Source organism: Streptomyces chlorus, from assembly GCF_042655885.1.
Lineage (GTDB): Bacteria > Actinomycetota > Actinomycetes > Streptomycetales > Streptomycetaceae > Streptomyces > Streptomyces chlorus.
In genome coordinates, this window is sequence record NZ_JBHSOA010000028.1 from 80,074 (window position 1) to 106,474 (window position 26,401).

25 protein-coding genes and 2 pseudogenes are annotated in these 26,401 nt (G+C 72.4%); 20 read left to right on the forward strand and 7 right to left on the reverse strand.

Annotation, left to right across the window (positions count from 1 at the left end; genetic code table 11):
* Positions 1–20: 20 nt before the first annotated feature.
* A complete protein-coding gene (locus tag ACFPZI_RS14330; protein WP_381363087.1) occupies positions 21–212 on the reverse strand; it encodes a hypothetical protein in 192 nt (63 codons plus the stop codon).
* A 237-nt stretch (positions 213–449) separates the two neighbouring features.
* Positions 450–1,232 (reverse strand): annotated as a pseudogene (locus tag ACFPZI_RS14335) (aminotransferase class I/II-fold pyridoxal phosphate-dependent enzyme); the annotation flags it as partial.
* Positions 1,233–1,371: 139 nt separating this feature from the next.
* Between ACFPZI_RS14335 and ACFPZI_RS14340 the strand changes: the two are divergent.
* The 8 genes from ACFPZI_RS14340 to ACFPZI_RS14375 all read left to right on the forward strand — a co-directional run bounded on the left by ACFPZI_RS14340 (position 1,372) and on the right by ACFPZI_RS14375 (position 10,164).
* Entirely contained in the window at positions 1,372–1,650 is a 279-nt protein-coding gene (locus ACFPZI_RS14340) for a hypothetical protein (RefSeq protein WP_381363089.1), read from the forward strand.
* Positions 1,651–2,130: 480 nt separating this feature from the next.
* Complete coding sequence (locus ACFPZI_RS14345; RefSeq protein WP_381363091.1) at positions 2,131–2,649, forward strand: DUF2617 family protein; 519 nt, start codon at positions 2,131–2,133, stop codon at positions 2,647–2,649.
* 253 nt (positions 2,650–2,902) lie between these two features.
* Positions 2,903–4,489: a polyamine aminopropyltransferase gene (locus tag ACFPZI_RS14350; RefSeq protein ID WP_381363220.1), complete on the forward strand. Its 1,587-nt coding sequence runs from the start codon at positions 2,903–2,905 to the stop codon at positions 4,487–4,489.
* A gap of 112 nt (positions 4,490–4,601) precedes the next feature.
* Complete coding sequence (locus tag ACFPZI_RS14355) at positions 4,602–5,564, forward strand: SRPBCC domain-containing protein (RefSeq protein WP_381363093.1); 963 nt, start codon at positions 4,602–4,604, stop codon at positions 5,562–5,564.
* 70 nt (positions 5,565–5,634) lie between these two features.
* Complete coding sequence (locus ACFPZI_RS14360) at positions 5,635–6,432, forward strand: aldose epimerase family protein (RefSeq protein WP_381363094.1); 798 nt, start codon at positions 5,635–5,637, stop codon at positions 6,430–6,432.
* A 47-nt stretch (positions 6,433–6,479) separates the two neighbouring features.
* Positions 6,480–7,028 (forward strand): orotate phosphoribosyltransferase, encoded by a 549-nt coding sequence (pyrE, locus tag ACFPZI_RS14365; protein WP_332429511.1) that lies wholly within the window; start codon positions 6,480–6,482, stop codon positions 7,026–7,028.
* Positions 7,029–7,501: 473 nt separating this feature from the next.
* On the forward strand, positions 7,502–8,533 hold the full coding sequence (fbaA, locus tag ACFPZI_RS14370) for a class II fructose-bisphosphate aldolase (RefSeq protein WP_381208013.1): 1,032 nt from the start codon (positions 7,502–7,504) through the stop codon (positions 8,531–8,533).
* Between the two features lie 113 nt (positions 8,534–8,646).
* The gene (locus ACFPZI_RS14375) at positions 8,647–10,164 is read left to right on the forward strand and encodes an MFS transporter (protein ID WP_381363096.1); all 1,518 of its coding nucleotides are present in this window, start codon (positions 8,647–8,649) and stop codon (positions 10,162–10,164) included.
* A gap of 29 nt (positions 10,165–10,193) precedes the next feature.
* Here ACFPZI_RS14375 and ACFPZI_RS14380 read toward each other — a convergent pair whose 3' ends face one another.
* Complete coding sequence (locus ACFPZI_RS14380) at positions 10,194–10,616, reverse strand: DUF3151 domain-containing protein (protein ID WP_381363098.1); 423 nt, start codon at positions 10,614–10,616, stop codon at positions 10,194–10,196.
* Between the two features lie 334 nt (positions 10,617–10,950).
* Here ACFPZI_RS14380 and ACFPZI_RS14385 point away from each other — a divergent pair, with 334 nt between their 5' ends.
* The 9 genes from ACFPZI_RS14385 (at position 10,951) to ACFPZI_RS14425 (ending at position 20,753) form a co-directional block, all read left to right on the forward strand.
* Entirely contained in the window at positions 10,951–11,781 is an 831-nt protein-coding gene (locus ACFPZI_RS14385; protein ID WP_381363099.1) for a tryptophan 2,3-dioxygenase family protein, read from the forward strand.
* Positions 11,774–13,015, forward strand: a complete 1,242-nt coding sequence (gene kynU, locus ACFPZI_RS14390) for a kynureninase (RefSeq protein WP_381363101.1) — start codon at positions 11,774–11,776, stop codon at positions 13,013–13,015. Before ACFPZI_RS14385 ends, kynU begins: the two co-directional genes overlap by 8 nt.
* A gap of 181 nt (positions 13,016–13,196) precedes the next feature.
* On the forward strand, positions 13,197–14,084 hold the full coding sequence (locus tag ACFPZI_RS14395) for an alpha/beta hydrolase (protein ID WP_381363102.1): 888 nt from the start codon (positions 13,197–13,199) through the stop codon (positions 14,082–14,084).
* Positions 14,085–14,254: 170 nt separating this feature from the next.
* A complete protein-coding gene (locus ACFPZI_RS14400) occupies positions 14,255–15,211 on the forward strand; it encodes an alpha/beta hydrolase (protein WP_381363103.1) in 957 nt (318 codons plus the stop codon).
* On the forward strand, positions 15,204–16,451 hold the full coding sequence (locus ACFPZI_RS14405) for an acyltransferase family protein (RefSeq protein ID WP_381363105.1): 1,248 nt from the start codon (positions 15,204–15,206) through the stop codon (positions 16,449–16,451). Before ACFPZI_RS14400 ends, ACFPZI_RS14405 begins: the two co-directional genes overlap by 8 nt.
* Positions 16,452–16,473: 22 nt before the next feature.
* Positions 16,474–17,820, forward strand: a complete 1,347-nt coding sequence (locus ACFPZI_RS14410; protein ID WP_381363106.1) for a sensor histidine kinase — start codon at positions 16,474–16,476, stop codon at positions 17,818–17,820.
* Entirely contained in the window at positions 17,817–18,479 is a 663-nt protein-coding gene (locus tag ACFPZI_RS14415) for a response regulator (RefSeq protein WP_381363107.1), read from the forward strand. The genes ACFPZI_RS14410 and ACFPZI_RS14415 overlap by 4 nt, the downstream gene beginning before the upstream one ends.
* 163 nt (positions 18,480–18,642) lie before the next feature.
* Entirely contained in the window at positions 18,643–20,019 is a 1,377-nt protein-coding gene (locus ACFPZI_RS14420) for a sensor histidine kinase (protein ID WP_381363109.1), read from the forward strand.
* A gap of 32 nt (positions 20,020–20,051) precedes the next feature.
* The gene (locus tag ACFPZI_RS14425) at positions 20,052–20,753 is read left to right on the forward strand and encodes a response regulator (RefSeq protein ID WP_381363222.1); all 702 of its coding nucleotides are present in this window, start codon (positions 20,052–20,054) and stop codon (positions 20,751–20,753) included.
* Here ACFPZI_RS14425 and ACFPZI_RS14430 read toward each other — a convergent pair.
* Positions 20,723–21,172 carry an ATP-binding protein gene (locus tag ACFPZI_RS14430; RefSeq protein ID WP_381363111.1) on the reverse strand — a complete coding sequence of 150 codons (450 nt, stop codon included), beginning with the start codon at positions 21,170–21,172 and terminating at the stop codon, positions 20,723–20,725. The genes ACFPZI_RS14425 and ACFPZI_RS14430 overlap by 31 nt on opposite strands.
* Positions 21,173–21,200: 28 nt before the next feature.
* Between ACFPZI_RS14430 and ACFPZI_RS14435 the strand changes: the two are divergent.
* Both ACFPZI_RS14435 and ACFPZI_RS14440 read left to right on the forward strand, forming a co-directional pair.
* Positions 21,201–21,368, forward strand: a pseudogene (locus ACFPZI_RS14435) (transcriptional regulator); the annotation flags it as partial.
* An 8-nt stretch (positions 21,369–21,376) separates the two neighbouring features.
* The gene (locus ACFPZI_RS14440; RefSeq protein WP_381363224.1) at positions 21,377–21,577 is read left to right on the forward strand and encodes a DUF397 domain-containing protein; all 201 of its coding nucleotides are present in this window, start codon (positions 21,377–21,379) and stop codon (positions 21,575–21,577) included.
* 10 nt (positions 21,578–21,587) lie between these two features.
* Here ACFPZI_RS14440 and ACFPZI_RS14445 read toward each other — a convergent pair whose 3' ends face one another.
* Positions 21,588–21,995 (reverse strand): hypothetical protein, encoded by a 408-nt coding sequence (locus tag ACFPZI_RS14445; RefSeq protein ID WP_381363112.1) that lies wholly within the window; start codon positions 21,993–21,995, stop codon positions 21,588–21,590.
* Positions 21,996–22,380: 385 nt separating this feature from the next.
* Here ACFPZI_RS14445 and ACFPZI_RS14450 point away from each other — a divergent pair, with 385 nt between their 5' ends.
* Positions 22,381–23,601 (forward strand): cytochrome P450, encoded by a 1,221-nt coding sequence (locus tag ACFPZI_RS14450; RefSeq protein WP_381363113.1) that lies wholly within the window; start codon positions 22,381–22,383, stop codon positions 23,599–23,601.
* Positions 23,602–23,680: 79 nt separating this feature from the next.
* Here ACFPZI_RS14450 and ACFPZI_RS14455 read toward each other — a convergent pair whose 3' ends face one another.
* Positions 23,681–25,345, reverse strand: a complete 1,665-nt coding sequence (locus ACFPZI_RS14455; protein ID WP_381363115.1) for an ABC transporter permease — start codon at positions 25,343–25,345, stop codon at positions 23,681–23,683.
* On the reverse strand, positions 25,342–26,274 hold the full coding sequence (locus ACFPZI_RS14460; RefSeq protein ID WP_381363116.1) for an ABC transporter ATP-binding protein: 933 nt from the start codon (positions 26,272–26,274) through the stop codon (positions 25,342–25,344). Before ACFPZI_RS14460 ends, ACFPZI_RS14455 begins: the two co-directional genes overlap by 4 nt.
* Positions 26,275–26,401: the final 127 nt, after the last annotated feature.

Genomic DNA, 26,401 nt, shown 5'->3' on the forward strand with positions numbered 1-26,401 from the left:
TCCAAGGGCACTCATGTCATTCACGAACCCACCACACCCAGAGCGCCCATGACCACGATGAGGAGCGTCAGGGAGCCGGCGAAGGTCAATGCTCCGGTCTTGAAGGCCGCCGTGGGACGCCCTCCCTCGGCGAGGGTCACGACGCTGCCGGCCAGAGCGGCGACAAGCGCCGTGAGGACCGCGATGATCACGTACATCAGCCTCAGCTGCACGACGTGGTTCCTTCCTGAGGTCGGGGGATCTCCCAGCAGAAGAGTGAGCCGGTGATCCCTGGCTTCAGGAAGGACAGTAGAAGACGTAGGCCACGCGCTGCTGGGCGCACGCCGTTTGGGATTTCTCTAGGCGCGCGCCCGGAGTTGAAGCATTTTCGGTGAGTGCACGCCGTTTGGAATCCAAGACACTGAGTCGGTGAAAGGGTGTGCTCGGGCGTCCGCCTCCCGATCTGAACAGGTAGGTGAAGCAGCCTTGACCCAGCCGACCTTCCAGCCAGTGAACGAGAAGGTCTTGCCGGCGCTGGAGATGGTGACCGTGCGGTCCCGCATGCCCGGGAAGGTCGCCAGGGGTACGTGTTCGGCGTCGTCGAAGACCAGGTGCTCGTACACCTCGTCCGTCACCACCAGCAGGTCGCGCTCCACCGCCAGCGCGGCGATCGCGGCCAGCTCCTCGCGGGTGAGGACGGTGCCGGTCGGGTTGTGCGGGGTGTTGATCAGCAGCAGGCGGGTGCGGTCGGTGACGGCGTCGCGCAGTTCGTCGAGGTCGAGGTGGAAGCGGCCCTCATGGGGGCGCAGGGTGACCGGCACGCGCGTGGCGCCCGCCATCGCGACGCAGGCCGCGTACGAGTCGTAGTACGGCTCCAGGGCGACCACCTCGTCGCCCGGCTCCAGCAGGGCGAGCAGCGACGCGGCGATCGCCTCGGTGGCGCCCGCGGTGACCAGGACCTCCGTGTCGGGGTCGACGGACAGGCCGTAGCGGCGCTGCTGGTGCGCGGCGATCGCGGTGCGCAGTTCGGGGATGCCGGGGCCGGGCGGGTACTGGTTGCCGCGGCCGTCCCGCAGGGCCCGTACCGCCGCCTCCCTGACCTCCTCGGGGCCGTCGGTGTCCGGGAAGCCCTGGCCCAGGTTGATGGAGCCGGTGCGCAGGGCCAGGGCGGACATCTCGGCGAAGATCGTGGTCCCGAACTCGGCGAGCCGGCGGTTCAGGAGGGGACGCGCGCTGGAGGTCATGCGGGCCATCCTGCGCCGAACCTCTGGAGTTGCTCAACTCTGCTTTGGGCCGCGCGGCCACCGGGCATCTCCCGTCCACACGCGTGAGCGAGGCACCCACGGGGGGCGCTTCGGGGGAATCGCGGGGGAACGAAAGGACGGTGACGTCATGGTCATCGGCATCATTCTGGCTCTGGTCCTCATGGTGGTGGTCGTGTCCCTGGTGGCCGCGGGCCGCCGTTCCGGGCGCCGGGCGCGCCGCGGCGGCAGCGGCGGCGGCGGGGACGGCAGTTGGTGGGCGGGCGGCGGGGCCGTCGCCGCGTCCTGCGGCTCGTCGCACGGGGGCGACGGGGGCGGAGGCGACGGGGGCGGGGGAAGCTCCGGTGGGTCGTCCTGCGGGGGCGGGTCGTCGTGCGGGGGCGGCGGCGGATGCGGCGGAGGCAGCTGACAGGGAGCCCGCTGAGGGGAGAGGCGGCCGACGGCTGAACGGGTTGGCCGCCGGCGGCGGAGGCAGCAGACGGGGGAGGCCGCCGAGGGAACAGTGGGGTCCGCGCCTGGGGCGGGCCCCACTGGCCGCGTTCATCACCCGGACGTCGGCATCGCCAGGTGCGCGTCAGTCGTGCGTCAGTCGTGTGCCAGGCACGTGCCGGATGTGCGTCCGTCATACGCCAGGTGTGCGCCACCGTGAACAGGTGATCCGATGAGCCCCCCAGGGGATGGAAAGCGCACGAAGTTGGGTAAAAACGCTGTGGTGGGGCCATAGTTCATGGTTCCCTCTCCTTACCAGCACAGCCCTCGGACCTCCTGCGGACCTCATCCGACCGGCCGACCGGGCTGGCGGGCCGAACCCCGGTACGACCGGGGCGTAACGGGCGCCCGCGTCCCCTTCTCCCCGCCCCTTCTCCCTGTGCGCTTGCGGAGCCGTTCCATGCTCACGACCCTGACCACCTCCTACACCGACACGCGTGCGGCCGATCTCGCCTGGGCCCTGGGGTGCGAGCCGCTGCCCGCGCTGGCCACGCTCGACCTCGAACTGACGGGAGCCAAAGTCCAGCTGAGGCTCCTCGGCGCGTCCCACCAGGTGCTGCTGGAGGAGGAACAGGGCACCTGTTCGGAGACCGTGGCGTGCATCCGGGGCTCCAGAACACCCCTCCCGTTGGGCGTCGCCACCCGGGTGGGCGACTGGGAGTACGAGTTCGCCGCCCGCGTGGAGATGCTCTCCCCGGGTTCCTTCGCGGGCCGCGCCCAGGAACTGCTCGCCCTGGTCTCCGACCATCCGCACGGTCTCGCCGGCGTGTTCCCCGGGAGCCCGCACGCGTTCACCGCGATGCTCGCCCAGCGCCAGGAGAGCCAGGTCCACTGGCGGACCTGGCACGCCTACCCGCAGGACGGCCAGGTGGTGGCGACCCGGACACGGGTGGGCGTACGGGTGAAGGCAGCCGTATGAGCGCCGTATGGGCGCCGTGTGAGAGGTGTCCCGTCGGCGACCCGCGCGAGGTTTCCCGGTCGTGCCACCACCGGTCAACGGTAAACAAACACCACACGTGTGGGTGACGGCCCGCAGTGGAGGCGTGACGTAACGTCGCAGAGTGATCGAACCGCAGGCCCCCGCTCCGCCCGGCTCCACGCAGCTCCGGGACAGGTCGCGCGGCAACGACAGCGACAGCGACAGCGGCGGAGGCAGCGGCTCGGGCAGTTCGCTGCGGCTGCCCGTACGGCAGGGCACCGGGCGGTTCCTGGTGCTCGCGGGTGTGTTCGTCTGCGCGGCCTGCGGACTGGTGTACGAACTCGAACTCGTCGCACTCGCGGCGTACCTGATGGGCGACTCGGTCACTCAGACGTCGGTCGTGCTGTCCGTCATGGTCTTCGCCATGGGCGTCGGCTCACTGGCCGCCAAGCGGCTGCGGCGGTACGCGGCGGCCGGTTTCGGCGCCGTGGAGGCCGCCCTCGCCCTCGTCGGCGGATGCAGCGCGATGGCCCTGTACGCCGTCTTCGCCTGGACCGGCGGCTGGGGCGGCCCGTGGGCGCACGGGCCCCTTGCCCTGCTGGTCGTCTTCTCGCTCGCCGTCGGCCTGTTGATCGGGGCCGAGGTGCCGCTCCTGATGGAGCTGATCCAGCGGATCCGCCGCCAGGACGCGGGCGGCGCGGTGGCCGACCTGTTCGCCGCGGACTACGTCGGCGCCCTCGTCGGCGGGCTCGCCTTCCCGTTCCTTCTCCTGCCGTTCCTCGGCCAGCTGACGGGGACGCTGATCACCGGCGCGGTCAACACGGTGGTCGGCGGCGCACTGGTCCTCGGCCTGTTCCGGCAGGATCTCTCCCGCCGCGCCCGCCGGCTGCTGGTGGCCGCCAACCTCTGCGTGCTGACTGTGCTGGGGTCGGCCACCGTTCTCGTCGACGACTTCGAACGGGCCGCCCGCCACACCATGTACGGCTCGGACGTCCGGGTGGCCCTGCGGACCGACGTACAGGAAGTGGTACTCACCGGCGACCGGGACGGCCGTGCCCTCGGCCTGTTCCTCGACGGCCGGCTCCGGGTCAGCAGCCGGGACGAACCCCGGTACCACGAGGCCCTGGTGCACCCCGCGATGACCGGCCCGCACGAGCGCGTGCTCGTCCTCGGCGGCGGCGACGGGCTGACCGTCCGCGAAGTACTGCGCCACCCCGGCGTGCGGCGGGTCGACGTCGTCGAACTTGACGCGGGCGTGGTGCGGCTGGCCCGCCACGACCCCGCCCTGTCCACGCTGAACGACCACGCCCTCGACGACCCGCGCGTACACGTCACCACCGAGGACGCCTTCGACTGGCTGCGCGGGGCACCCCCGGCCGCGTACGACGTGGTGGTGTCCGACCTGCCGCACCCGGAGATCACCGCGAGCACCAAGCTGTACTCGCAGGAGTTCTACGGCCTGGCCCGGCGCGCCCTCGCCCCCGGCGGACGGCTCGTGGTGCACGCGGGGCCGGTGACGTCCCGGCCCGAGACGTACTGGACGGTGGAGTCGACGCTCCGCTCGGCCGGCTTCCGCACCGCCCCGTACGGCACGGGCGGCCGGCCGGCCGGTCCCGTCACCGGGCCCGGCCGCACCCCGGCGGACACCACCCGCGCCCTGCGCGACCGGGGCTTCGTCCTCGCCGCACGCACGGACCCCGAGCTGCGCCTGGACCCGTCCGGCCCCCGCCCGCGCACCCTCACGGACAGCTCCCTCGCCGTCGGCGCGCGGGCCGCCGAGCGCACCCGCGTCCCCGGTCTCCCGCCGTCGACGCTGGTCCATCCCCGGTACGCGCGATGAGCCACGACCGCTGACGCGCGTCCACGCGGGCACGTGTGCCGAGCCGTGCCCGCTGCGCCTTTCGTGCCGACGGGGATACAGTCCGGCGTTCCCGTGGGTAGGCTCCGCAGTCATGGAGCACGAGGTGTTCGTTCCGGTTCCGGTGGAGCGGCTCAGGGAGGCGCTGGACGATCCCGCACGGGTCGCCCGCGCGGTGCCGGGGCTCCAGCACGACGTCGGAGCCGATCCGGTCGCCGGCCGGCTGAAGGTCCGCATCGGCAGTCACTCCATCACCTACCGGGGCGCCGTCCGGGTGACCCGGCGGGACGACGGTTCCTACGCCGTCGAGGGCGACGCCGTCGAGACCCGCGGCACCGGCGCCGTGAAACTGGCGCTGCGGCTGAGCCTGCGGGACGCGGAGGGCGGTGCCACGGTCGTCGTCGACGGCACGGCGACGGCCGACGGCCGGGTCACGGAGCTGCCGCCGGACGCGGTGGCCTCGGCGGTGGCCCGCCTGCTGAACCGCTTCGCGGCGAACCTGGGGACGACTGCGGGGACAACGGCGGGGGCAACAGCGGGGGAGGACTCCGAGAAGGAGACGCCCGAGAGGGCGACCCCCGAGGAGGCGACGCCCGAGGAGGCGACCCCTGAGGAGGCGACACCCGACGAGGCGACACCCGACGAGGGGACGTCGTCCTCGGAGGAGCCTTCCGCTCCGGAGTCGCCCTCGGCCCCCTCCGCCCTCGACGCGGAGATCCCCCTGCCGTCCCTCGAACCCGGGCTTCCGGACGATGTGGACGAGACAGTGGACGGGACAGTGGGCGGGAGAGCGGATCAGACGGACGGGGAGGACGCGGCCGACGACGTCGACGACGCCGACGAGGGCGCCGTCGCCGAGGCCGCGCACGCGCGCCGCACCATGATCGGCCGCAGCGCCGAAGAGGTGGACCACGCCCCGCCGCGGGGCCGCTACGCGCCCGTCCCCGCCCCCCAGACCGTCTCCACCTCCACCCCGCTGCGCTGGGCCGCCCCGGCGGCCGCCCTGGCGGTGGCCTCGGCGATCGTCGCGGTGCGGGCCCTCCGCAGGCGCGGCTGAAGCCGTATCCGGGTGGCGGGGCCGGCCCGACCGGCGGAGGCACTCTTGATCACCCCAGTAGGGTCGTCCCGTGAGTGACGAAGACATCACGCTGACCGCGGGCGACGCGGAGGTGACCGTACGGCCGGGGAACGGCGGGCGGGTCTCAGGACTGCGGGTCGGGGGAGTCGAACTGCTGCGGCAGGGCGACCGTTTCGGGTGCTTCCCGATGGTCCCCTGGTGCGGGCGGACCAGGGACGGCCGGTTCCGGGACGGGGCGACCGTCCACCAGTTGCCGTTGAACGCCCCGCCCCACGCCATCCACGGCACCGCCCGTGACGCCGCCTGGCGCACCGCCCGCAAGAGCGCCGACGAGGCCGTGCTCACGTACGACCTCGTGGAGCCGTGGCCGTACTCCGGGCGGGTGACGCAGCAGTTCACGCTCGGCGCGGACGCGCTGACGCTGGCCATGGCCGTGGAGACGTACGAGTCGTCCTTCCCGGCGCAGATCGGCTGGCACCCCTGGTTCAACCGCAGCCTCGGCGGCGCGGACGCCCAGGACGTACGTCTCGACTTCACCGCCGCCTGGCAGGAGGAGCGCGGTGACGACCACCTGCCCACCGGCAACCGGGCCGACCCCCGCCCCGGCCCCTGGGACGACTGCTTCGGCATGCCCGACGGGGTCGACGTCACCCTCACTTGGCCGGGGCGGCTGGAGCTGAAGGTGACCAGCCGCGAGGAGTGGGTGGTGGTCTACGACGAGCAGCGCGAGGCCGTCTGCGTGGAGCCGCAGACCGGGCCGCCCAACGGGCTGAACACCCACCCGCGTCTGGTCACCCCCCTGGAGCCGCTGGAGGCCACGACCACCTGGACCTGGCGGCGGCTCTAGAGCGATGCCCTGCGGGGCATGGCTCGGCGCCGTCTACCCTGGCTGCCATGAGTGACGTACGTGGCGCGCTGCTGCAGCAGATCAAGGACAAGGCCGTGGTGCACGGCAAGGTGACCCTCTCCTCGGGGCTCGAGGCCGACTACTACGTCGATCTGCGCCGCGTCACCCTCGACGGAGAGGCCGCCCCGCTGGTCGGCCAGGTGCTGCTGGACCTCACCGCCGAGCTGGACTTCGACGCGGTCGGCGGCCTCACCATGGGCGCGGACCCGGTGGCCGGCGCCATGCTGCACGCCGCCGCGGCGCGCGGTCGGCGGCTGGACGCGTTCGTGGTCCGCAAGGCGGCCAAGGCGCACGGCATGCAGCGGCGGGTGGAGGGCCCGGACATCAGAGGCCGTCGGGTCCTGGTCGTCGAGGACACCTCCACCACCGGCGGCTCCCCGCTCACCGCCGTCGAGGCCGTGCGCGAGGCCGGCGGCGAGGTCGTGGCCGTCGCGACCATCGTCGATCGGGCGACCGGCGCCGCCGAGAAGATCCAGGAGGGCGCCGGAGTGCCGTACCTGTTCGCCTTCGGCAAGGACGAGCTCGGCCTGGACTGACCGGCCGGCACCACCACATCGACCGGCCGGCACCACCACATCGACCGGCCGGCACCACCACATCGACCGGCCGGCACCACCACATCGACCGGCCGGCACCACCACATCGACCGGCCGGCACCACCACATCGACCGGCACCACCACACCGACCGGTACCCAGTACACCGACCGGTACCCAGTACACCGACCGGTACCCAGTACACCGACCGGTACCCAGTACACCGACCGGTACCCAGTACACCGGCCGGCGCCCAGTACACCGGCCGGCGCCCCGGCCCCCGGATCGGCGCCCCGGCCCCCGCCCGACATCCCCCGCCCGACATCCCCCGCATAACGACTCGACCGGCGCCGTCGACGGCCGGGGCAAGTCTGGGAGGATGGATCCGACAACGACGTCGCATCCAAGGTTCCAGGTCAGGACCGACAGTACGCAGTACGCCAACCCGCACGCGCATGCATAAGGAGCGGACAGATGCCCATCGCAACTCCCGAGGTCTACAACGAGATGCTGGACCGGGCGAAGGCAGGAAAGTTCGCCTACCCGGCCATCAACGTCACCTCGTCCCAGACCCTGCACGCGGCACTGCGCGGCTTCGCCGAGGCGGAGAGCGACGGCATCGTGCAGATCTCCACGGGCGGCGCCGAGTTCCTGGGCGGTCAGCACAAGAAGGAGATGGTGACCGGTTCGGTCGCCCTGGCCGAGTTCGCGCACATCGTCGCCGAGAAGTACGACGTCAACATCGCCCTGCACACGGACCACTGCCCGAAGGACAAGCTCGACGGCTACGTCCGTCCGCTGCTCGCGATCTCCGAGGAGCGCGTCAAGGGCGGCCGCAACCCGCTGTTCCAGTCCCACATGTGGGACGGCTCCGCGGAGACCCTCGCCGACAACCTGAGCATCGCCCAGGAGCTGCTGGAGCGTGCCCGCGCCGCGAAGATCATCCTCGAGGTCGAGATCACCCCGACCGGCGGTGAGGAGGACGGCGTCTCGCACGAGATCAACGACTCCCTCTACACCACGGTCGACGACGCGATCCGCACCGCGGAGGCGCTCGGCCTCGGCGAGAAGGGCCGCTACCTGCTGGCCGCTTCGTTCGGCAACGTGCACGGCGTGTACAAGCCGGGCAACGTCGTCCTGCGCCCGGAGCTGCTCAAGGAGCTGAACGAGGGCACAGCCGCCAAGTACGGCAAGCCGGCCGGCTCGCAGCCGTTCGACTTCGTCTTCCACGGCGGTTCGGGTTCCTCGCCGGAGGAGATCCTCACCGCGCTGGAGAACGGCGTCGTGAAGATGAACATCGACACGGACACGCAGTACGCCTTCACGCGTCCGGTCGCCGACCACATGCTCAAGAACTACGACGGCGTCCTGAAGGTCGACGGCGAGGTCGGCTCCAAGAAGACCTACGACCCGCGCACCTGGGGCAAGCTGGCCGAGGCGTCGATGTCCGCCCGCGTCCTGGAGGCCTGCCAGAACCTGCGTTCCACGGGTACGAGGATCAAGTAACCCGGCGACTCACCGGCAGCGCGCACCCGAGCCCGGCACCCCGCCCCGTCCGCACCCGTTGCGGCGCGTGCACAGGGGGTGCCGGGCTCGGCCCGCTTCCGTATGCTCCGAGCATGCCCGGTGTCCGGCTGGCCTCACCGCAGGGCAAGTGGATCCTGCTCACCACGGTGCTCGGTTCGAGCATGGTCCTGCTCGACTCCACCGTCGTCAACGTCGCCCTGCCGCACATCGGCCGTGACCTCGACGCGGATCTCGCCGCCCTGCAGTGGACGGTCAACGCGTACATGGTCACGCTGGCCGGCCTGATCCTGCTGGGCGGGGCGCTGGGCGACCGGTTCGGGCGCCGGAAGGTGTTCGTGGTCGGGGTCCTGTGGTTCGCCACGGCCTCTCTGCTGTGCGGTATCGCGCCGAGCGCCGGTGTGCTGATCGCCGCCCGTGCCCTGCAGGGGGTCGGTGGCGCGCTGCTCACGCCCGGCTCCCTCGCCCTGATCCAGGCGTCCTTCCATCCCGACGACCGGGGCCGGGCGGTGGGCCTGTGGTCCGGCTTCGGCGGGATCGGCGCGGCGGTCGGCCCGTTCCTGGGCGGCTGGCTGGTGGACGGGCCGGGCTGGCGCTGGGTGTTCCTGATCAACGTGCCGCTGGCCGTGCTGTGCGCCCCGATCGCCGTCCGTCACGTACCGGAGTCGGACAGCGGGGAGCAGGCCCGCGGCCGCTTCGACGTGCTCGGCGCGGTGCTCGGCGCGCTCGCCCTCGCCCTGGTGACGTACGCGCTGATCGAGGCCGGTGAGGGCTCCCTCGTGGTCCCGGTCGCCGGGGTCGCCGGACTGGCCGCCGCCGTCGCCTTCGTGCTCGTCGAGAAGCGCCGGCCGCGCCCGATGATGCCGCTGGACATCTTCGCGTCCCGTCAGTTCACGGCGGTCAACGTGGTCACCCTGTGCGTGTACGCGGCGTTCGGCGGCTTCTTCTTCCTTGCCGCGCTCCAGCTCCAGGTCGCCGTCGGCTGGTCCGCGCTCGCCGCCGGTACGGCGCTGCTGCCCACGACCTTGCTGATGCTGCTGCTCTCCGCCCGATCCGGCGAGCTCGCCACCCGGATCGGGCCGCGCATCCCGCTCACCGTCGGACCGCTGCTGTGCGCGGCCGGGATGCTGCTGATGACGCGGGTGGGGCCGGGCGCCTCGTACCTCACCGAGGTGCTGCCCGCCCTGCTGGTGCTGGGTCTCGGCATGGTCACCCTGGTGGCGCCACTGACCGCGACCGTCCTGGCGGCCGTGGACACCACGCGAGCGGGCCTGGCCAGCGGTGTCAACAACGCGGCGGCCCGCGCGGCCGGCTTGATGGCGGTGGCCGCGCTGCCCCTGCTCGTCGGGATGGGACCGGAGACGTACCGGGTGCCGGACGCCTTCAACGAGGCGTTCCACCGGGCGATGGTGCTGTGCGCCGGGGTCCTGGTGGTCGGCTCGGTCATCGCCTTCGCGACCGTACGGCGTCCCGCACCGGGCTGCCGCCGCCCCGAATGCCGTACGCACGGCAGTGTGGCCGTGCCCCCGCTGGAACCCGCGACCGAAGGGGGGCCGGGCGGTGGTGTTTCACGTGAAACACCACCGCCCGAGCCCCGGCAACCCGGAACCTAGGCCCCCCGGGGCAGGCCCTGATGCAGACGCTAGGCCCGCTTCAGCTCCTCGTACGCCTCGGCGCTGCTGTCCTGGAGGAACTGCTTGCAGCGCTCCGCCTCGTCCTTCTCGCCGATCGCCTCGGCGGCGCGGGCGAGGGCGGCGAGGCAGCGCAGGAAACCGCGGTTGGCGCGGTGGCTCCACGGGATCGGTCCGTGGCCCTTCCAGCCGGCCCGGCGCAACGAGTCGAGCCCGCGGTGGTAGCCCGTCCGGGCGTACGCGTACGACTCGACCACTCGCCCCGCCTCGAAGGCGTCGTCGGCGAGCATGGCCCAGGCCAGCGAGAACGTCGGGAACTTCGCCACCACCTCGGCGGGCGGCAGGGACTCCTCGCCGAGCAGGCGGTACGCCTCCTCGTTCTCGGGCAGATGCGTCGGGTCCGGGCCGCCGAGCAGGTTCTTTTGAGTGGTCATGACGCCAGTCTGCCACCTGTCGGGGGCCGTTCTGCCGGGCCGTGGTGCCGCGCCGCGGGCTACGCGCCGTGCCCGGGGCGGGGAGCCCGGGCGGCGTCCGGGGCCGGGGCGGTGGTGCCCGTGCCCCGTGCCCTATGCCCCGTGGTGCCCCCGTGCCTCGTGATGCCCCTATGCCCTGTGCCCCCGTGCCCCCGTTCTCCGTGGCCCGTCCGTGATCGGGCGGAGCTTGCGAGGCTGGGGGACCATTGCGGAGGATGCAGTACGGGGACCGGGGCCCCCGTGTCGGTAACGGCAGGGGCGGACCGCTACCCGGAGCACAATTCAGGAGACAGCGATGTCCCACGAGGCTTTTGAGCCGGAGACCCCGCATCTCGACTTCGAGGGGACGACCCCCTACGAGGACTACGTCAGGGCCGATGTCCTCACCCACCTCCAGCACCCCCTCTCCGAGGACCCCGGAGAGATGGTCTTCCTGGTCACCACCCAGGTGATGGAGCTGTGGTTCACCGTGATCGTGCACGAGTGGGAGACGGCGGCGAACGCGCTGCGGGGCGACGACATCCCCACCGCGGTCGACGCGCTGAAGCGGTCCGTGCGGGAACTGGAGGCGCTGAACGCCTCCTGGAAGCCGCTCGGACAGCTCACCCCGGCACAGTTCAACGCCTACCGCGGCGCGCTCGGCGAGGGCTCCGGCTTCCAGTCGGCGATGTACCGGCGCATGGAGTTCCTGCTGGGCGACAAGTCCGCGTCCATGCTCGTCCCGCACCGGGGCGCGCCGCGGACGCACGCCGAGCTGGAGAAGGCGCTGCACGAGCCGAGCCTGTACGACGAGGTGCTGCGCCTCCTCGCGCGCCGCGGGCACGCCGTCCCCGGCGAGGTGCTGCGCCGCGACGTGTCCCGGCGGTACGAGCCGTCGCCGCGGGTGGAGGAGGTCTGGACGGCCGTCTACTCGGGTGACGAGCGGGACGAGGTCGCCCGGCTGGGCGAGGCGCTCACCGATGTCGCCGAGCTGGTGTGGCGTTGGCGCAACGACCACCTGGTCGCCACTCGCCGCGCGATGGGCGCCAAGGCCGGTACGGGCGGTTCCGCCGGGGTGGCCTGGCTGGAGAAGCGGGCGCGGAACAACGTGTTCCCCGAGCTGTGGACGGCGCGGTCCTATGTCTGAACCGAGGCTCAGGGCGAAGGAGCTGGACGCGGCCGACGGACTGGCCGCCCAACGCGCCGAGTTCGTGTTGGACGAGGGCGGCGAGGCGGTCTACCTCGACGGCAACTCGCTGGGCGCGCTGCCCGTCGCCGTCCCCGGCCGGGTCGAGGACGTCGTCCGCAGGCAGTGGGGCGAGCTGCGCATCCGGTCCTGGACGGAGGGCGGCTGGTGGACGGCGCCCGAGCGGATCGGCGACCGGATCGCCCCGCTGGTGGGCGCGGCGGCCGGGCAGATCGTCGTCGGTGACTCCACCAGTGTCAACGTCTTCAAGGCGGTGGTGGGTGCGGTGCGCCTGGCCCGGTCGGCGGACGGCGCCGCCGGACCCGCCGGACCCGCCCGTGACGAGATCGTGGTCGACGCGACCACGTTCCCCACGGACGGCTACATCGCCGAGTCGGCGGCCCGGATGACCGGCTGCACCCTGCGTCCGGTGCCGCCCTCCGAGGTCCCGGACGCGCTCGGCGACCGTACGGTCGCCGTGCTGCTCAACCACGTCGACTACCGCACCGGCCGGCTGCACGACCTGCCCGCGCTCACGGCCGCCGTGCACGCGGCGGGGGCGTACGTCGTCTGGGACCTGTGCCACAGTGCGGGCGCGCTGCCGGTCGGACTGGACGAGCACGGCGTGGACCTGGCGGTCGGCTGCACCTACAAGTACCTGAACGGCGGCCCCGGTTCACCGGCGTACCTCTATGTGCGCGCGGAGTTGCAGGACCGCTTCGACTCCCCGCTGCCCGGCTGGAACTCCCACGCGGAGCCCTTCGGCATGCGCCCGGAGTACGCACCGGCGCCGGGTGCGCTGCGCGGGCGGGTCGGCACTCCGGACATCCTGTCCATGCTCGCCCTGGAGGCGGCACTGGACGTCTGGGACGGCGGCGGCGTCACGATCGAGGCGGTACGGGCCAAATCCCTTGCCCTGACGGACTTCTTCCTGGAGTGCGTCGAGGCGTACGTCCCCGGGGGCAGGGTCGAGTGTCTGACCCCGAGGCCGCACGGGGAGCGGGGCAGCCAGATCGCCCTGCGCTGTCCGGACGCGGGTGACGTCATGAAACGGCTGATCGAACGCGGGGTGGTCGGGGACTTCCGCCACCCGGACGTGCTCCGCTTCGGCTTCACCCCGCTGTACGTCGGCTTCGCGGATACGGAGCGTGCGGCACGGGTGCTGGCGGAGGTGCTGGCGGAGACCGGGGCGTAGGGCGCCGAGGCGGCGGCCGGCGGGCCCGTGAAAGGGGTGGGATCCGCCGGCCGCCTCCCGGGAGGTTCACCGAGTGTGATATCCCCATGTCCGCGCACATGATCGTCCTGTTACCGGCCCGGCCCACGGACGAATACTTCTCTGGTCCGCCGGATACGTTTCCTTGCTGAGAGGTTGGAGCATGACGGACGACGCCGCAGCCGCCCGGGCCGCCGCCGAGGAGGAGTCGGTCTTCTCCCATCCGCCGGTCGACCCCGACGCGACCGCGGCCTACGGCGACGACCCGGACCAGCTGATCGACTTCTACGTCCCGCGTGCCACGGGCGGTCCCGGCGGCCCCGCGCCCGTGGTCGTCGTCCTGCACGGCGGTGCCTGGCGGGCGCCCTACGACCGGCGGCACATCAGCCCCTTCGCCGATTTCCTCGCCCGCCGGGGCTTCGCCGTGGCCAGTGTCGAGTACCGACGCGGGGCGGGTGAGACCGGTGAGGCGGGCGGCGGGGACCCGGTGGCGGGGCGCTGGCCCGACACCTTCGACGATGTCGCCGCCGCGCTCGACGCGCTGCCCGGGCTGGCCCGCCGGCACCTGCCCGGAGCCGACCCGCGCCGCACGGTGGTCACCGGTCACTCCGCCGGCGGCCATCTGGCGCTGTGGGCCGCCGCTCGCCACCTCCTCCCCGCCGACGCCCCCTGGCGCACCGACCGTCCCGTGCCCCTGCGGGGCGTGGTCGCCCTCGCCCCGATCGCCGACCTCGCGGTCGCCGACAGGCTGGACGTCTGCGGCGCTGCGGTACGCCAACTCCTCGGCGGTGACGAGGGGTTCGTCGAGCGCCGGTCGTACGCCGACCCCGCGCTGCTGCTGCCCACCGGCATCGCCACCGCCGTCGTCCAGGGCCGTTGCGACGCCGATGTCCCGCAGGCGGTCGCCGAGTCGTACGCGGGCGCGGCGGCCAAGGCCGGCGAGGTGGTGGGGCTGACGTTGCTGGAGGGCGTCGGCCACTTCCCGCTGATCGACCCGGCGGCGGACGCCTGCGCGGTGGTGGCGGAGGAGATCGCCCAACTCGCCCGGTGAACATGGTGTGTTGAGGTACGTCCGGCGGGGTCCCTCCCAAGTACCGCCGGTCATACCTGAGAGCCATCCCGGAAGTGAGCTCCCCGGTGGGACGCGGACTACCTGCGCCGATCCGTAACTTCTTTCCCTGACGGGCCCGATGAGCGGGCGAACGGGCAGGGGGGCCGACCATGGGGTACCGGTGGCGCCGTGCCGTACTCGCCGTGCTGGTCGCATCGGCGGTGACGCTGCCCGTGATGGGGGCGGCCCGGCCCTGGGTCCCCGCCCCGCCGCCGGTCACGCTCGCCCCGCCGACCGCGGCCACCCTCGACGCCACCTACGCCGCCCACCGCGCGGGCGCCGGGAAGGCCGCCCGGATGGCCGCGGACCACGGCGACCGGCGGCGCGCGGCGGCCGACCGCGCCCTGGCCGACCCCGCCCGGCAGCTGCTCTCCTTCGACGGCCGCGGCGCCGGGCTGGTGACCGAGGTCCTGGGCGACCTCGCGCACGCCGACCGGGTCGCCGTCCTGGTACCCGGCTCCGACACCGGTATCGACACCTACGGCCGGTTCCGCGCCGCCGCCCGGGCCCTGCACGCCCGGCTCACCCGTGAGGCCTCGGCGGGCACCCGCACGGCGGTCGTCGCCTGGCTCGGCTACGAGACGCCCGCGACGATCGGCCTCGCCGTCGCCACCACCGACCGCGCGGACCGGGCCGCACCCGAACTGCGCTCCCTCATAGCGGACTTACGGACGGTCACCGGCCCGCGCCCGCGCATCTCCCTGCTCTGCCACTCCTACGGCTCGGTCGTCTGCGCCCGTGCCGCCCCCGGTCTGGACGTCGACGACATCGCCGTCGTCGGCAGCCCGGGCACCGGCGCCGACACCGCCGCCGCCCTGCGCACCCGCGCCCGGATCTGGGCGGCCCGGGGCGCCGGCGACTGGGTGGAGAACGTTCCGCACCTCGCCGTCGGCCTGTTCGGCACCCGCGTCGGCTTCGGCACCGACCCCGTCTCCCCGGCGTTCGGCGCCCGGGTCTTCGCGGCCGGCGACGGCGGCCACAGCGACTACTTCGCACCCGGCTCCACCTCCCTGACCAACCTGACCCGGATCGTCCTGGGCGAGACCACGGCGGTGACCCATGACTGACCCGACCTTCCAGAGTTCCCGGCACGGCATACGGCACGGCATACGGCACGGCATACGGCACGGCATACGGCACGGTGCCGAGCGCGTCGACGCGGCCACCCCCGCCCACCGCGACCGCGCCGTGGACGCCCTGCGCGCCGTCGCCGTCCTCGGGGTCGTCCTCGGCCACTGGCTGGTCACCGCGCTGGTCGCGGACGGCCGCACCCTGCGCACGGCCGGCCCGCTGCAGTACATGCCCTGGCTGACCCCCGTCTCCTGGCTGTTCCAGACCCTCGCCGTGTTCTTCCTGGTCGGCGGTCATGTGGCGACCCGCGGGTATGCCTCGGCCCGCGCCCGCGGCGTCCCGTACCGCCACTGGCTGCGCGGCCGTCTCGCCCGGCTGTTCGGGCCGGTCGCCGCCGTCCTCACCCTGTGGACGGCCGTCACGGTCGTGCTGCTGCTCTCCGGAGCGGAGTTCGCCACCGTCCGCACCCTGGTGAAACTCGCCCTGTCCCCGCTCTGGTTCCTGCTGGTCTTCGCCGCCCTCACCGCCGCGACCCCGCTGCTGACCCGGCTCCACCCGCTGTGGCCGCTCGCCGTCGTCCTGCACGTGGACGTGCTGCGCTTCGGCCTCGGCGGCCCCGCCTGGCTCGGCTGGATCAACCTCGCGGCCGGCTGGCTGGTCCCCTACACCCTGGGCGCGGCCTGGACCCGGGGAGAGCTGGAGCACCGCCGTGCGGGCCGGTTCCTCCTCGTCTCCGGTACGGCGGCCACGGCCGCGCTCGTCGCCTGGGCCGGCTACCCGGCCTCCATGGTCGGCGTCCCGGGCGCCGGGGTCTCCAACCTCAACCCGCCGACCCTGGCCGCCGTCACCTTCGGCCTGGCCCAGTGCGGACTGGCGCTGCTGCTTCGCGAACGGCTGCGGGGCGCGATGCGTAGGCCGGTCGCGTGGGCGGCGGTGGCGCTGGTCAACCTCTCCGCGATGACGGTCTTCCTCTGGCACCAGACGGCCCTCATGGCGACCACCGTCACCGCGCTCCTCATGGGCCGCCTCCCCGGACTGCACACCGTCCCCGACGGCCTCGGCTGGGTCGCCGCCCGGCTGGCCTGGCTGCCGGTGTTCGCCGTCGCCCTCACCGTGTGCTGGGCCGCGTTCCGGTCGTGGGAGCAGGACGACGGGCGGCGTCGGCGGACCCGGGTGGTGCGCGCCCACCGGCCGACGGCGGACCAGGACACCCGTCGGGGAGCACGACATGTATAGAACAGAATCTAGGCTGGTGCGGATGACGGAATCGGGGGTCGTTCGAGTGGTGGTCGGCCGGCTGCGGCGCATCTGGGGCGTGCTGCGGGAGGACCTCGGCACCGTCCGCACCGACCCACTGCCCCCGTCCGTCTGGCTGCGCTGGCTACCGCACGGAATGCTGTGCCTGGCCGCGTTCGGGACATTCCTCGGGGGCATGACCCAGCTTCACGACCATGCCTTCATAGTGGCCGGATACGGCGTCCCGATCGCGCTCGGGCAGAGCGGCGCCGTGCTCGTCGCGATGCGTCGGCCGGTCGCCGCCTGGTGGATCTCGCTGGCGGCCACGGTGCTGGGCGCGGTCGTGGTCCATCACCAGATGTACGGCCCGGCGGCCGGGTTCCAGTGGCCCTGGACCGTCTCCGGCATCGCCTCCCATCTGCTCGTCCTGCTGCTGGTCGCGCTGCGCGTGCCCACCCGGGTCGCGGTCGAGGCGCTGGCCCTGACCGCGCTGGTCACCTACGTCCTCCAGGGCCTGTGGGGCGGCCCGGACTACGAGTCCACCGGCATGGTCGCCGTCATCCTGTTCGCCACCGCCGTCCTTCTCGGCACCGCCCTGCGCGGCCGCCGCGAGGCCCGCGCGGAACTGCGGCAGCAGACCACCCTCACCGCCGAGGAACGGGCCCGGCGCACCCTGCTGGAGGAACGCAGCCGCATCGCACGCGAGTTGCACGACGTGGTGGCCCACCACATGTCGGTCATCTCCATCCAGGCCCAGGTCGCCCCGCACCTCGTCGACAACCCGTCCGACGAACTCAGGGAGAACCTGGCCGGCATCCGGCAGAACGCCCTCGACGCGCTCACCGAACTGCGCCGTGTCCTGGGTGTACTGCGCTCCGAACATCCCGACTCCCCTGTGCACGAGGACGGTTCCGGCGCCGCCCCGCACGCCCCGCAGCCCACCCTGGACCGGATCGAGGCGCTGGTGGAGAACACCAGGGCCGCCGGACTCACCGTGACCACCGAAGTCACCGGTGAGCGGCGGCCGTTGCCGCCCGGCGTCGAACTGTCGGCGTACCGGATCGTGCAGGAGGCGCTGAGCAACGTGCTGCGCCACGCCCCCGGCGCCACCGCCCATGTCGTCCTCACCCACGAGCCGCACGGGCTGCGGGTGGAAGTGACCAACACCCGGCCCACGGGCGAGGCGCCTCCGTCCGCCGGCGCCGGGCACGGGCTGCTCGGTATGCGGGAGAGGGCCGCGATGCTCGGCGGCAGCCTCACCGCCCGCCCCCGGTCCGACGGCGGCTACCGGGTCGCCGCCCACCTTCCCGCAGACTCCCGCACCGGGACCGCCGACCAGGCTCCTCAGCGCAAGGACGACACCCCATGATCCGCGTACTCGTCGCTGACGACCAGCAGATGGTCCGGCAGGGTTTCACCGTGCTGCTGAACACCTACCCCGACATCGAGGTGATCGGCCAGGCGGTCGACGGGCTGGACGCGGTCACGCAGGTCGCCGACCTCGCCCCGGACGTCGTCCTGATGGACATCCGCATGCCCGAACTCGGCGGCATCGAGGCCACCCGCCGCATCACCGCCGCCACCCCGCACATCCGGGTGCTGGTGCTGACCACCTTCGACCTCGACGAGTACGTGTACGAGGCGCTGCGGGCCGGCGCCTCCGGCTTCCTGCTGAAGGACGCCTCCAGCGACCAGCTCGCCGAGGCGGTACGGGTGGTGGCGGCCGGCGAGGCGCTGCTCGCGCCCGGCATCACCCGGCGGCTGATCGCCGAGTTCGCCCGCCTCGAGGACAGGCCCCGCATCCCACTGAGACAACGCGTCGCCTACCTCACCGAGCGGGAGACCGAGGTACTGGGACTGATCGCGCAGGGTCTGTCCAACGCGGAGATCGCACTGCGGCTGGTGGTCGCCGAACAGACCGTGAAGACCCATGTGGGCCGCATCCTGGTGAAACTGGGCCTGCGGGACCGCACCCAGGCGGCGGTCTTCGCGTACGAGTCGGGGCTGGTCCGGCCGACGGGGTACTGACGCGAGGGGCGGCCCGCCCGGGTGCCATGTGAGCCGGGGCGCCGGGGGCCGCCGGCCCTCTCCCCGTACGACTTATCGCCCCCTTGTAGTACCTGAGACGGAGGCCCGGGAACCCCTCTCAGCGGGGACGCCCCCGGTCACCCGACCGGCCTAACGTGTGACCGTGACCGAGACGACCCACGCCCACCCCGCGGCCCCGCCGCCCAGGGACGGGGCCAAGACCCGCAGCCCGGAGTACCGGCTGGCCTACCGGCTGGCCCGGAACGCCCTGCGCGGGCTGCGCCACGACCTGATCCACAAAGCGTTCGACTATCGGCCGCTCCCGCGCCGCGAGACGAACGGCCGCCTGGTGCGGCTGCTGCCCGGCCGCCTGCGGGAGTACGCGGGCTGGGCACCGCACGCCCTGATCGTCGCGATCTCCTTCCTGGCGTTCGGAGTCTCCGACCTGGCGTTCGGAGTCTCCGACGGCTCCTTCGGTGTGATCCTCGATCTGCTCGCCGGGATCCCGGTCCTGATGACCCTCGTCCGGCCGGTCGGCGCGTTCTGGATGTCCATGGGGGCGACCGTCGTCTCCACCCTGTTCGGCGACATCGGGGACTACTGGCCGTGGCCGGCCGGCTCCTTCGTCTGCCACCTCACGGTGCTGACCGTCGTCGCGCTGCGGACCAGGCCCCGTACGGCCGCCTGGATGTGGGTGCTCACGGCGCTGTACGGCATGTCGGCCAAAATCCTGATCGGCCCTGTCGATCCGTATTACCACGGCATCAACACCGGCCCCATGCTGGTCCTCTCGGCGTTGATCCTGCTGTGCGTGGCCGTGTGGCACATCCGGCGGACAGCCGAGGAGGAGGTGACCGCCCAGCAGACGGTCACCGCGCACGAACGCTCCCGGCGCACGCTCCTCGAGGAGCGCACCACCATCGCCCGCGAGCTGCACGACGTGGTCGCCCACCACATGTCGGTCGTCGCCATCCAGGCCGAGGCCGCGCCCTACCGGGTGGAGAACCCGCCGCCCGAGCTGGAGCGCGCCTTCGCCACCATCCGCGAGAACGCGGTGGCCGCCCTCACCGAGCTGCGCCGGGTCCTCGGCGTGGTCCGCGCCGAGGACTACGAGGCCCCCGACGCCCCGCAGCCCACCCTCGCCGACCTGGACGCCCTGCTGGCCAACGTGCGGGACACCGGTCTGGACGTGGAGAAGGTGGTGACCGGGGCGGTGCGCGAGCTGCCCCAGGGCGTGGAGCTGTCGGCGTACCGGATCGTGCAGGAGGCGCTGAGCAACAGCCTGCGGCACGCGCCGGGCGCGAGCGCCCGGGTCGAGATCGGGTACGTCCTCGGTGGCCTCGGCCTGCGCGTCGTCAACGGCCCGGCGCCCCAACCGAACCTGATCAAACCCTCGCCCGGCGCCGGTCACGGCATCACCGGCATGCGCGAGCGGGTCACCATGCTGAACGGCGAGATGACGGCGGGCCCGGCCGACGACGGGGGATACGAGATCGCGGTGTTCCTGCCGGTCGACGCGGCGGACAAGGACGAGGCATGAGCGGGGCGGGCGGCATGAGCGGGGCAAGTGGCATGAGCGCGGCGGGCCGAGCCGGGGCCGGCGACGGGGGCACCATCCGCGTCCTCATCGCGGACGACCAGATGATGGTGCGCGAGGGCTTCTCGGTCCTGCTGAACGCGATGCCGGGCATCGAGGTCGTCGGCGAGGCCGTCAACGGCCGGCAGGCGGTGGAGCGGGTCCGTGAACTCGCCCCCGACGTCGTGCTGATGGACATCCGCATGCCCGAGCTGAACGGCATCGAGGCGACCCGCGAGATCGTCGCCGCCGACGGCGCCGCGAAGGTGCTGGTGCTGACCACCTTCGACCTCGACGAGTACGTCTACCAGGCGCTGCGCGCGGGCGCCTCCGGCTTCCTCCTCAAGGACGCCTCCGCCCGCCAACTCGCCGACGGGGTAAGGATCGTCGCGTCCGGAGAGGCGCTGCTCGCCCCCACGGTGACCAAACGGCTGATCGTCGAGTTCTCCAAGCTGTCCGAGGCCCCGCGCCCGATGCCGTCCGCCCAGGCGGCGTACGGCGATCTGACCGAACGCGAGACGGAGGTCCTGGTGCTCATCGCGCAGGGTCTGTCGAACGCGGAGATCGCCGGGCGGCTGGTGGTCGCCGAGTCGACGATCAAGACGCATGTGAGCCGCATCCTGGTGAAGTTGGGCCTCCGCGACCGCACCCAGGCAGCAGTCTTCGCCTACGAGGCCCGGCTGGTGACACCGGGCTGACCGGGCTGACCTGGCTGACCGGCGAGTTCGCACCACACGTACTTGCCCCGGTTGCCGAACCTGGAGAGCGGCTGCCAGCCCCACAGGTCGGAGCAGGCCCTGGCCAGGGAAAGTCCTCGGCCGCCCTCATCGGTGGCGCTGCCGTTCAACTCCGTGGAAGCGTCCGGCGGTTCAGGGTTCGCGTCCCACGCGCCGATCCGCAGCACGCCGGCCGACCAGCGCACCCGCAGCGCGGCGGGCCCCTTGGTGTGCGTCACGGCGTTGGTGATCAGCTCCGCCGCCAGCAGTTCGGCGACGTCGACCAGGCGGATCAGGCCGTGCATCGTGAGGATCAGGCGGAGGGTGCGGCGACTGATGGTCACGGCGCGCGGATCGTTCGGGATGTACAGGGAGTACTCCCAGGACTCGTTTTCGGGCATGCGCCGACTCCGTTCGGTGAGGTGAGGGGTGCCCCAACTGGACACCGGGCTTCGTGATTCGCCCACGGGCGCAGCCTTCTGCGATGCACAGGCTCAACTGAAATGGCTTCGTACGTTGTTCCGTAAGGTGGAGAGCGCGGCGCTGGACCCTGTGGCGTCGCGAGATGTCATCCACCGGTTGGCGAAGGAAGTGTGAGGCACACGATGACGGCGGCCCTGAACTGGCGGAAGTCCACCTATTCAAGCGGCGGCGACGGCGACACCTGCGTAGAGATCGCGGAGTCGCACCCCCGAATAGCCATCCGCGACTCCAAGGCCCCCACCCGCGCCGTCCTCTCCGTTCCCGCCCTCTCCTTCGCGGCCTTCGTCGAGCACGTGAAGCGAAACGCTCGGGCCGGGGCGTGACCAAGGGCGTTCAGTGGCCTCCCTGGTTCCTGACGCAGGGGCCCGTCCCCGGCTGGGGCTCGATGTAGGCGCCGTGCACCTCGCTGGTCAACTCGTCCTCCGCCACGCGACCGGACACGCACGCGACTCCCGTGTGGACGCTGTAGAACCCGGGCCCGACATACACGCCGTGCTCCTCACCGCAGCCGAGACGGCTCAGCGCCGCCGCGATCCGCTCCTCGCCGAAGGCGCCGTATTCACCGGCACCGCCTTCTTGCCGGACCTTCTCCAGCTCTTTGAGGATGAGCTTCGCCGACGCCTCCCCCCAGGCACGCTCGTCCGCCGTCATGGATGCTTGCGTGCGGTAGGCGTGGTTCTCGGCATAGTGGGGAGCCTGGTCCCCGTTCTCCCCGTTCTCCTTCTGGGATGTGCCGGTCACGCTCGGAACGGGAGATGACCGCAGATCCGAAGGCACCTCGACGGGCTCCGCGCACGTCGGTCGGGGCGTCACGGAAGGCGGCGGACTCGCCGACTGCGTCTGCTCGCCCCGCTGGGTTCCACACGCGGCCACAGCGACCGCGACGAGGGAGACCGTGGCTGCCGCGACTGATCGTCTGATGGACATGGCCAGAGTCTGCCGCCTCGCACGGCAGACGCCATGAGCGCGGGTACGCATCCGGCCAAGGTGCTGTGCGAGGCACTGACCGGTCTCGCTCCGCAGGTCGCAAGGGGCAGCCCTTGCCGGCCCTTCCTGCCACCGTCGGGAAAGCCGCTTTTGATGAGGGCTCTGGGCACGGACCCGGTCGACGTCCTATGGTCCGTCCATGACGGCTGAATCCGACCTTGCGTTCGACCCGTGGGACCCGGCGTTCCTCGCCGACCCGTACCCCGCCTACGCCGAACTGCGCGAACGGGGCCGGGTGCACTGGTTCGAGCCGACGCACCAGTGGCTGGTTCCGCACCACGCGGACGTCTCCGCGCTGCTGCGCGAGAGGCGCCTGGGACGGACGTACCAGCACCGCTTCACCCACGAGGAGTTCGGCCGGACCGCCCCGCCGCCCGAGCACGAGCCGTTCCACACCCTCAACGACCACGGCATGCTCGACCTCGAGCCGCCGGACCACACCCGCATCCGGCGCCTGGTGTCGAAGGCGTTCACCCCGCGCACGGTGGAACGCCTGAAGCCGTATGTCGAGGGGCTCGCGGCGGACCTGGTGTCCGCGCTGGTCGACGCGGGCGGCGGCGACCTGCTGCGGGACGTCGCCGAACCGCTCCCGGTCGCGGTGATCGCCGAGATGCTGGGCATCCCCGAGGCGGACCGGGCCCCGCTGCGGCCCTGGTCGGCGGACATCTGCGGGATGTACGAGCTGAAGCCGTCGGGGGAGTCGGCGACGAAGGCCGTCCGGGCCTCGGTCGAGTTCTCGGAGTATCTCCGGGAGCTGATCGCCGAGCGTCGCGCGAAGCCCGGCGACGACCTGATCTCGGGCCTGATCGCGGCCCACGACGAGGACGACGACCGTCTCACCGAGCAGGAGATGATCTCGACCTGCGTCCTCCTTCTGAACGCGGGCCACGAGGCGACGGTGAACTCCACGGTCAACGGCTGGGCGGCGCTGTTCCAGAACCCCGGCCAGCTGGCCGCCCTCCGCGCGGACCACTCCCTGGTCCCTTCCGCCGTGGAGGAGCTGATGCGCTACGACACCCCGCTCCAGCTCTTCGAACGCTGGGTCCTGGACGACATCGAGATCGACGGGACGGTGATCCCCCGGGGCGCGGAGATCGCCATGCTCTTCGGCTCCGCCAACCACGACCCGGCCGTCTTCACCGACCCCGCCCGCCTGGACCTCACCCGCGCGGACAACCCGCACATCTCCTTCAGCGCCGGCATCCACTACTGCATCGGGGCACCCCTGGCCCGTATCGAACTCGCGGCGTCCATGAGGGCGTTGCTGAAGCAGGCTCCGACGCTGCGCTTGGCGGAGGAGCCGAAGCGGAAGCCGAACTTCGTGATCAGGGGGATGGAGGGGCTGGCGGTCGAGGTCTGACCGGCCGGCCGGAGCCGCCTCGGCCCGCCGAGGGCGCGTCCCGCCGAGGGCGCGTCCCGCGGGCAGGGCTCCGGCACGGTCACTTCGTCTCCAGGTCCCGCCGCTGGAAGCCCGCCAGGCCCAGCCACACCAGACCGGCGGCGACGAGGGACAGCAGGAGCAGCGGGGTCCAGTTCATGTCCGCGGCGGGGAGCCGGGGGACATGGCCGAACGGGGAGAGGTTGTTCATCCAGTCCGGGAACTGGAGGATCTGGCCGAGGTAGCCGACCACGAAGGCGTACACCGGCACGATCCAGGCCGCCTGGCTGGCCCGCGGGAACCAGCCGAAGAGCACCACGGCCACGCCGACCGTGACCCACAGGGCGGGCGCGTACGCGAGGGCCGCACCCACCAGGTCCGGCACCAGCCCGGCGTCACCCGTCGAGGCCGCGCCCGCGATGCCGAAGCCGAGCCCGGCCAGCAGCAGCACGAACGTACCGCCGCCCATGGCCACGGCCAGGTGGCCGCCGACCCAACGGGCGCGCGAGAGGCCGGTGGCGAGAAGGGGTTCGGCGCGGCCCGCCATCTCCTCCGAGCGGGGTCGCAGGGCCGCCATGACGACGTACACCGCCGCCACGACCGTGAGGACGACCATGACCATGGAGGCGAACGACTCGGCGATGCCGGCCCCGCCGATGCGGGCCAGGGCCTCCTGGATCTCGTCGATGCCCTTCAGCATGTCCTCGACGTCCCCGAGGATCGATCCGTACATCGCGCCCATCAGGAACAGGCCCGCGCCGAAGGCGATCAGCATGCCGCGGTGCAGTCGCAGGGCGAAGCCGAGCGGTGTGGTGAGCGCGTCGGAGGCCGTGGGGCTGCCCAGCTTCTCCGGACGCAGGCCCGCGCCCACGTCCCGCCGGGTGGAGAGCACGAAACCCGCCGCCGCGCACACCACCGCGAACACCAGGCAGAGCAGCAGCGGCCACCAGCGGTTGTCGACGTACGGGTAGCTGCGCTGCACCCAGCCGATCGGGGACAGCCAGGACAGGGCGCCGTTCTCACCGCTGTCGCCGGCGGCACGCAGCACGTAGGCGACGCCGATGACCGCGAGCGCCATGCCGGACGCGCCGCGCGCGTGCGCGGTGAACTGGACGGTGACCGCGGCGACGGCGGCGAAGACGAGGCCGACGGCGGCGTGGTCGAAACCGTAGAGCAGCGAGCCTGCCGTGCCGCCGCCGTCCTCGAGCCCCATACCGGCCAGGCCGAAGGCCAGCAGCAGCGCCAGGGCGAGGTTGGCCAGGACCGCGACGGACAGGGCGGCGGCGAGGTGGGCGTGGCGGCCCACGACGGTCGAGCGCACCAGCTCGGCGCGGCCGGTCTCCTCCTCGGCGCGGGTGTGCCGGGTGATGACCAGCACGCTCATGAGGCCGACGAGGACGGCCATGAAGCCGAGCATCTGGTGGCCCAGCATGGAGCCGAAGGTGTAGTCGTCGAGGTAGTGGCGGGGGCCGGACATGGCGAGGCCGGCCGGGCTGTCCATGCTCCTGACGGCGTTCGCCCGGTCCTTCGGGTCGCTGTACAGCGCCTTGAAGTTGCCCGCCGTGGCGAGCGTGCCGAGGAACAGGGCCAGGACCCACACCGGGAGCCGGATCCGGTCCCGGCGCAGGGCGAAGCGGATCAGCGTCCGGGTCCCGGCCAGCGCGTTGCCACCCGCGACCGGCCCGGCCGGTGCCGGCGCCTTGGGGACGGCGGTCGCGGTGGTCATCGCGGGTCTCCCTTCGTACCGTGCCCGTTGGCGGCGAGCTCGCTGCCGTAGTGGCGGAGCATCAGCTCCTCCAGGGTCGGCGGGTGGCTGATGAGACTGCGGATGCCGAACTCGGTGAGCTTGCGGACCGCTCCGTCGACCTGGCCGCCGTCGACGGCGAAACGAACCCGGCCGGTGGCCTCGTCGAGGGTCTGAAGGCCGTGGATGCCGGGCAGTTCGCCGAGGCCGGTGACCGGCCGCTCGGTCTCCGCCTCGATGGTGGTGCGGGTCAGGTGGCGCAGCTCGCCGAGGGTGCCGGACTGGACGGTGCGCCCCAGCCGGATGATGCTCACGCGGTCGGCGAGCTTCTCCACCTGGGCCAGGATGTGACTGGAGAGCAGGACGGTCCTGCCGGCCGCCTTGGCCTCGCCGATGACGTCCTGGAAGACGACCTCCATGAGCGGGTCCAGTCCCGCGGTCGGCTCGTCGAGCAGCAGCAGCTCGGCGTCGGAGGCGAGCGCGGCGACGATGGCGACCTTCTGCCGGTTGCCCTTGGAGTAGGCGCGGCCCTTCTTGGTGGGGTCCAGGTCGAAGCGCTCGATGAACTCGGCGCGCCGCCTCCTGTCCAGGCCGCCGCGCAGCCGCGCCAGCAGGTCGATGGCCTCGCCGCCGGTGAGGCCCGGCCACAGCTCGACGTCGCCGGGGACATAGGCGAGGCGGCGATGGAGCTCCACGGCGTCCGCCCACGGATCGCGGCCGAGCACCTGGACGGTGCCCGAGTCGGCACGCAGCAGACCGAGCATGACGCGGAGGGCTGTGGACTTCCCGGCGCCGTTCGGGCCCAGGAAACCGTGGACCTCGCCGGTCTCGACCTCCAGGTCGAGGCCGTCGAGCGCGTGCGTGCGACCGAACGACTTGTGGAGTCCGGACACGGTGATGGCCTTCGTCATGCTTCGGAACGTACGTTGGTTTCACAAATTTGTGAAGTTAATGAAGTGTATGAATGTCGGACTAGACTGCCCCGGCCTCACGTGAGCAGCGGATATGTCACGGACGCGCTGAGCGGGGCGCCAGGAC

Excerpts from the sequence above, each read along its gene's own strand:
- ACFPZI_RS14340 (WP_381363089.1), top strand. The coding sequence starts at position 1,372 with ATGGTCATCGGCATCATTCTGGCTCTGGTCCTCATGGTGGTGGTCGTG.
- ACFPZI_RS14345 (WP_381363091.1), top strand. The coding sequence starts at position 2,131 with ATGCTCACGACCCTGACCACCTCCTACACCGACACGCGTGCGGCCGAT.
- ACFPZI_RS14355 (WP_381363093.1), top strand. The coding sequence starts at position 4,602 with ATGGAGCACGAGGTGTTCGTTCCGGTTCCGGTGGAGCGGCTCAGGGAG.
- pyrE (WP_332429511.1), top strand. The coding sequence starts at position 6,480 with ATGAGTGACGTACGTGGCGCGCTGCTGCAGCAGATCAAGGACAAGGCC.
- fbaA (WP_381208013.1), top strand. The coding sequence starts at position 7,502 with ATGCCCATCGCAACTCCCGAGGTCTACAACGAGATGCTGGACCGGGCG.
- ACFPZI_RS14375 (WP_381363096.1), top strand. The coding sequence starts at position 8,647 with ATGCCCGGTGTCCGGCTGGCCTCACCGCAGGGCAAGTGGATCCTGCTC.
- ACFPZI_RS14380 (WP_381363098.1), bottom strand. The coding sequence starts at position 10,616 with ATGACCACTCAAAAGAACCTGCTCGGCGGCCCGGACCCGACGCATCTG.
- ACFPZI_RS14385 (WP_381363099.1), top strand. The coding sequence starts at position 10,951 with ATGTCCCACGAGGCTTTTGAGCCGGAGACCCCGCATCTCGACTTCGAG.
- kynU (WP_381363101.1), top strand. The coding sequence starts at position 11,774 with ATGTCTGAACCGAGGCTCAGGGCGAAGGAGCTGGACGCGGCCGACGGA.
- ACFPZI_RS14395 (WP_381363102.1), top strand. The coding sequence starts at position 13,197 with ATGACGGACGACGCCGCAGCCGCCCGGGCCGCCGCCGAGGAGGAGTCG.
- ACFPZI_RS14400 (WP_381363103.1), top strand. The coding sequence starts at position 14,255 with ATGGGGTACCGGTGGCGCCGTGCCGTACTCGCCGTGCTGGTCGCATCG.
- ACFPZI_RS14405 (WP_381363105.1), top strand. The coding sequence starts at position 15,204 with ATGACTGACCCGACCTTCCAGAGTTCCCGGCACGGCATACGGCACGGC.
- ACFPZI_RS14410 (WP_381363106.1), top strand. The coding sequence starts at position 16,474 with ATGACGGAATCGGGGGTCGTTCGAGTGGTGGTCGGCCGGCTGCGGCGC.
- ACFPZI_RS14415 (WP_381363107.1), top strand. The coding sequence starts at position 17,817 with ATGATCCGCGTACTCGTCGCTGACGACCAGCAGATGGTCCGGCAGGGT.
- ACFPZI_RS14425 (WP_381363222.1), top strand. The coding sequence starts at position 20,052 with ATGAGCGCGGCGGGCCGAGCCGGGGCCGGCGACGGGGGCACCATCCGC.
- ACFPZI_RS14430 (WP_381363111.1), bottom strand. The coding sequence starts at position 21,172 with ATGCCCGAAAACGAGTCCTGGGAGTACTCCCTGTACATCCCGAACGAT.
- ACFPZI_RS14440 (WP_381363224.1), top strand. The coding sequence starts at position 21,377 with ATGACGGCGGCCCTGAACTGGCGGAAGTCCACCTATTCAAGCGGCGGC.
- ACFPZI_RS14450 (WP_381363113.1), top strand. The coding sequence starts at position 22,381 with ATGACGGCTGAATCCGACCTTGCGTTCGACCCGTGGGACCCGGCGTTC.
- ACFPZI_RS14455 (WP_381363115.1), bottom strand. The coding sequence starts at position 25,345 with ATGACCACCGCGACCGCCGTCCCCAAGGCGCCGGCACCGGCCGGGCCG.
- ACFPZI_RS14460 (WP_381363116.1), bottom strand. The coding sequence starts at position 26,274 with ATGACGAAGGCCATCACCGTGTCCGGACTCCACAAGTCGTTCGGTCGC.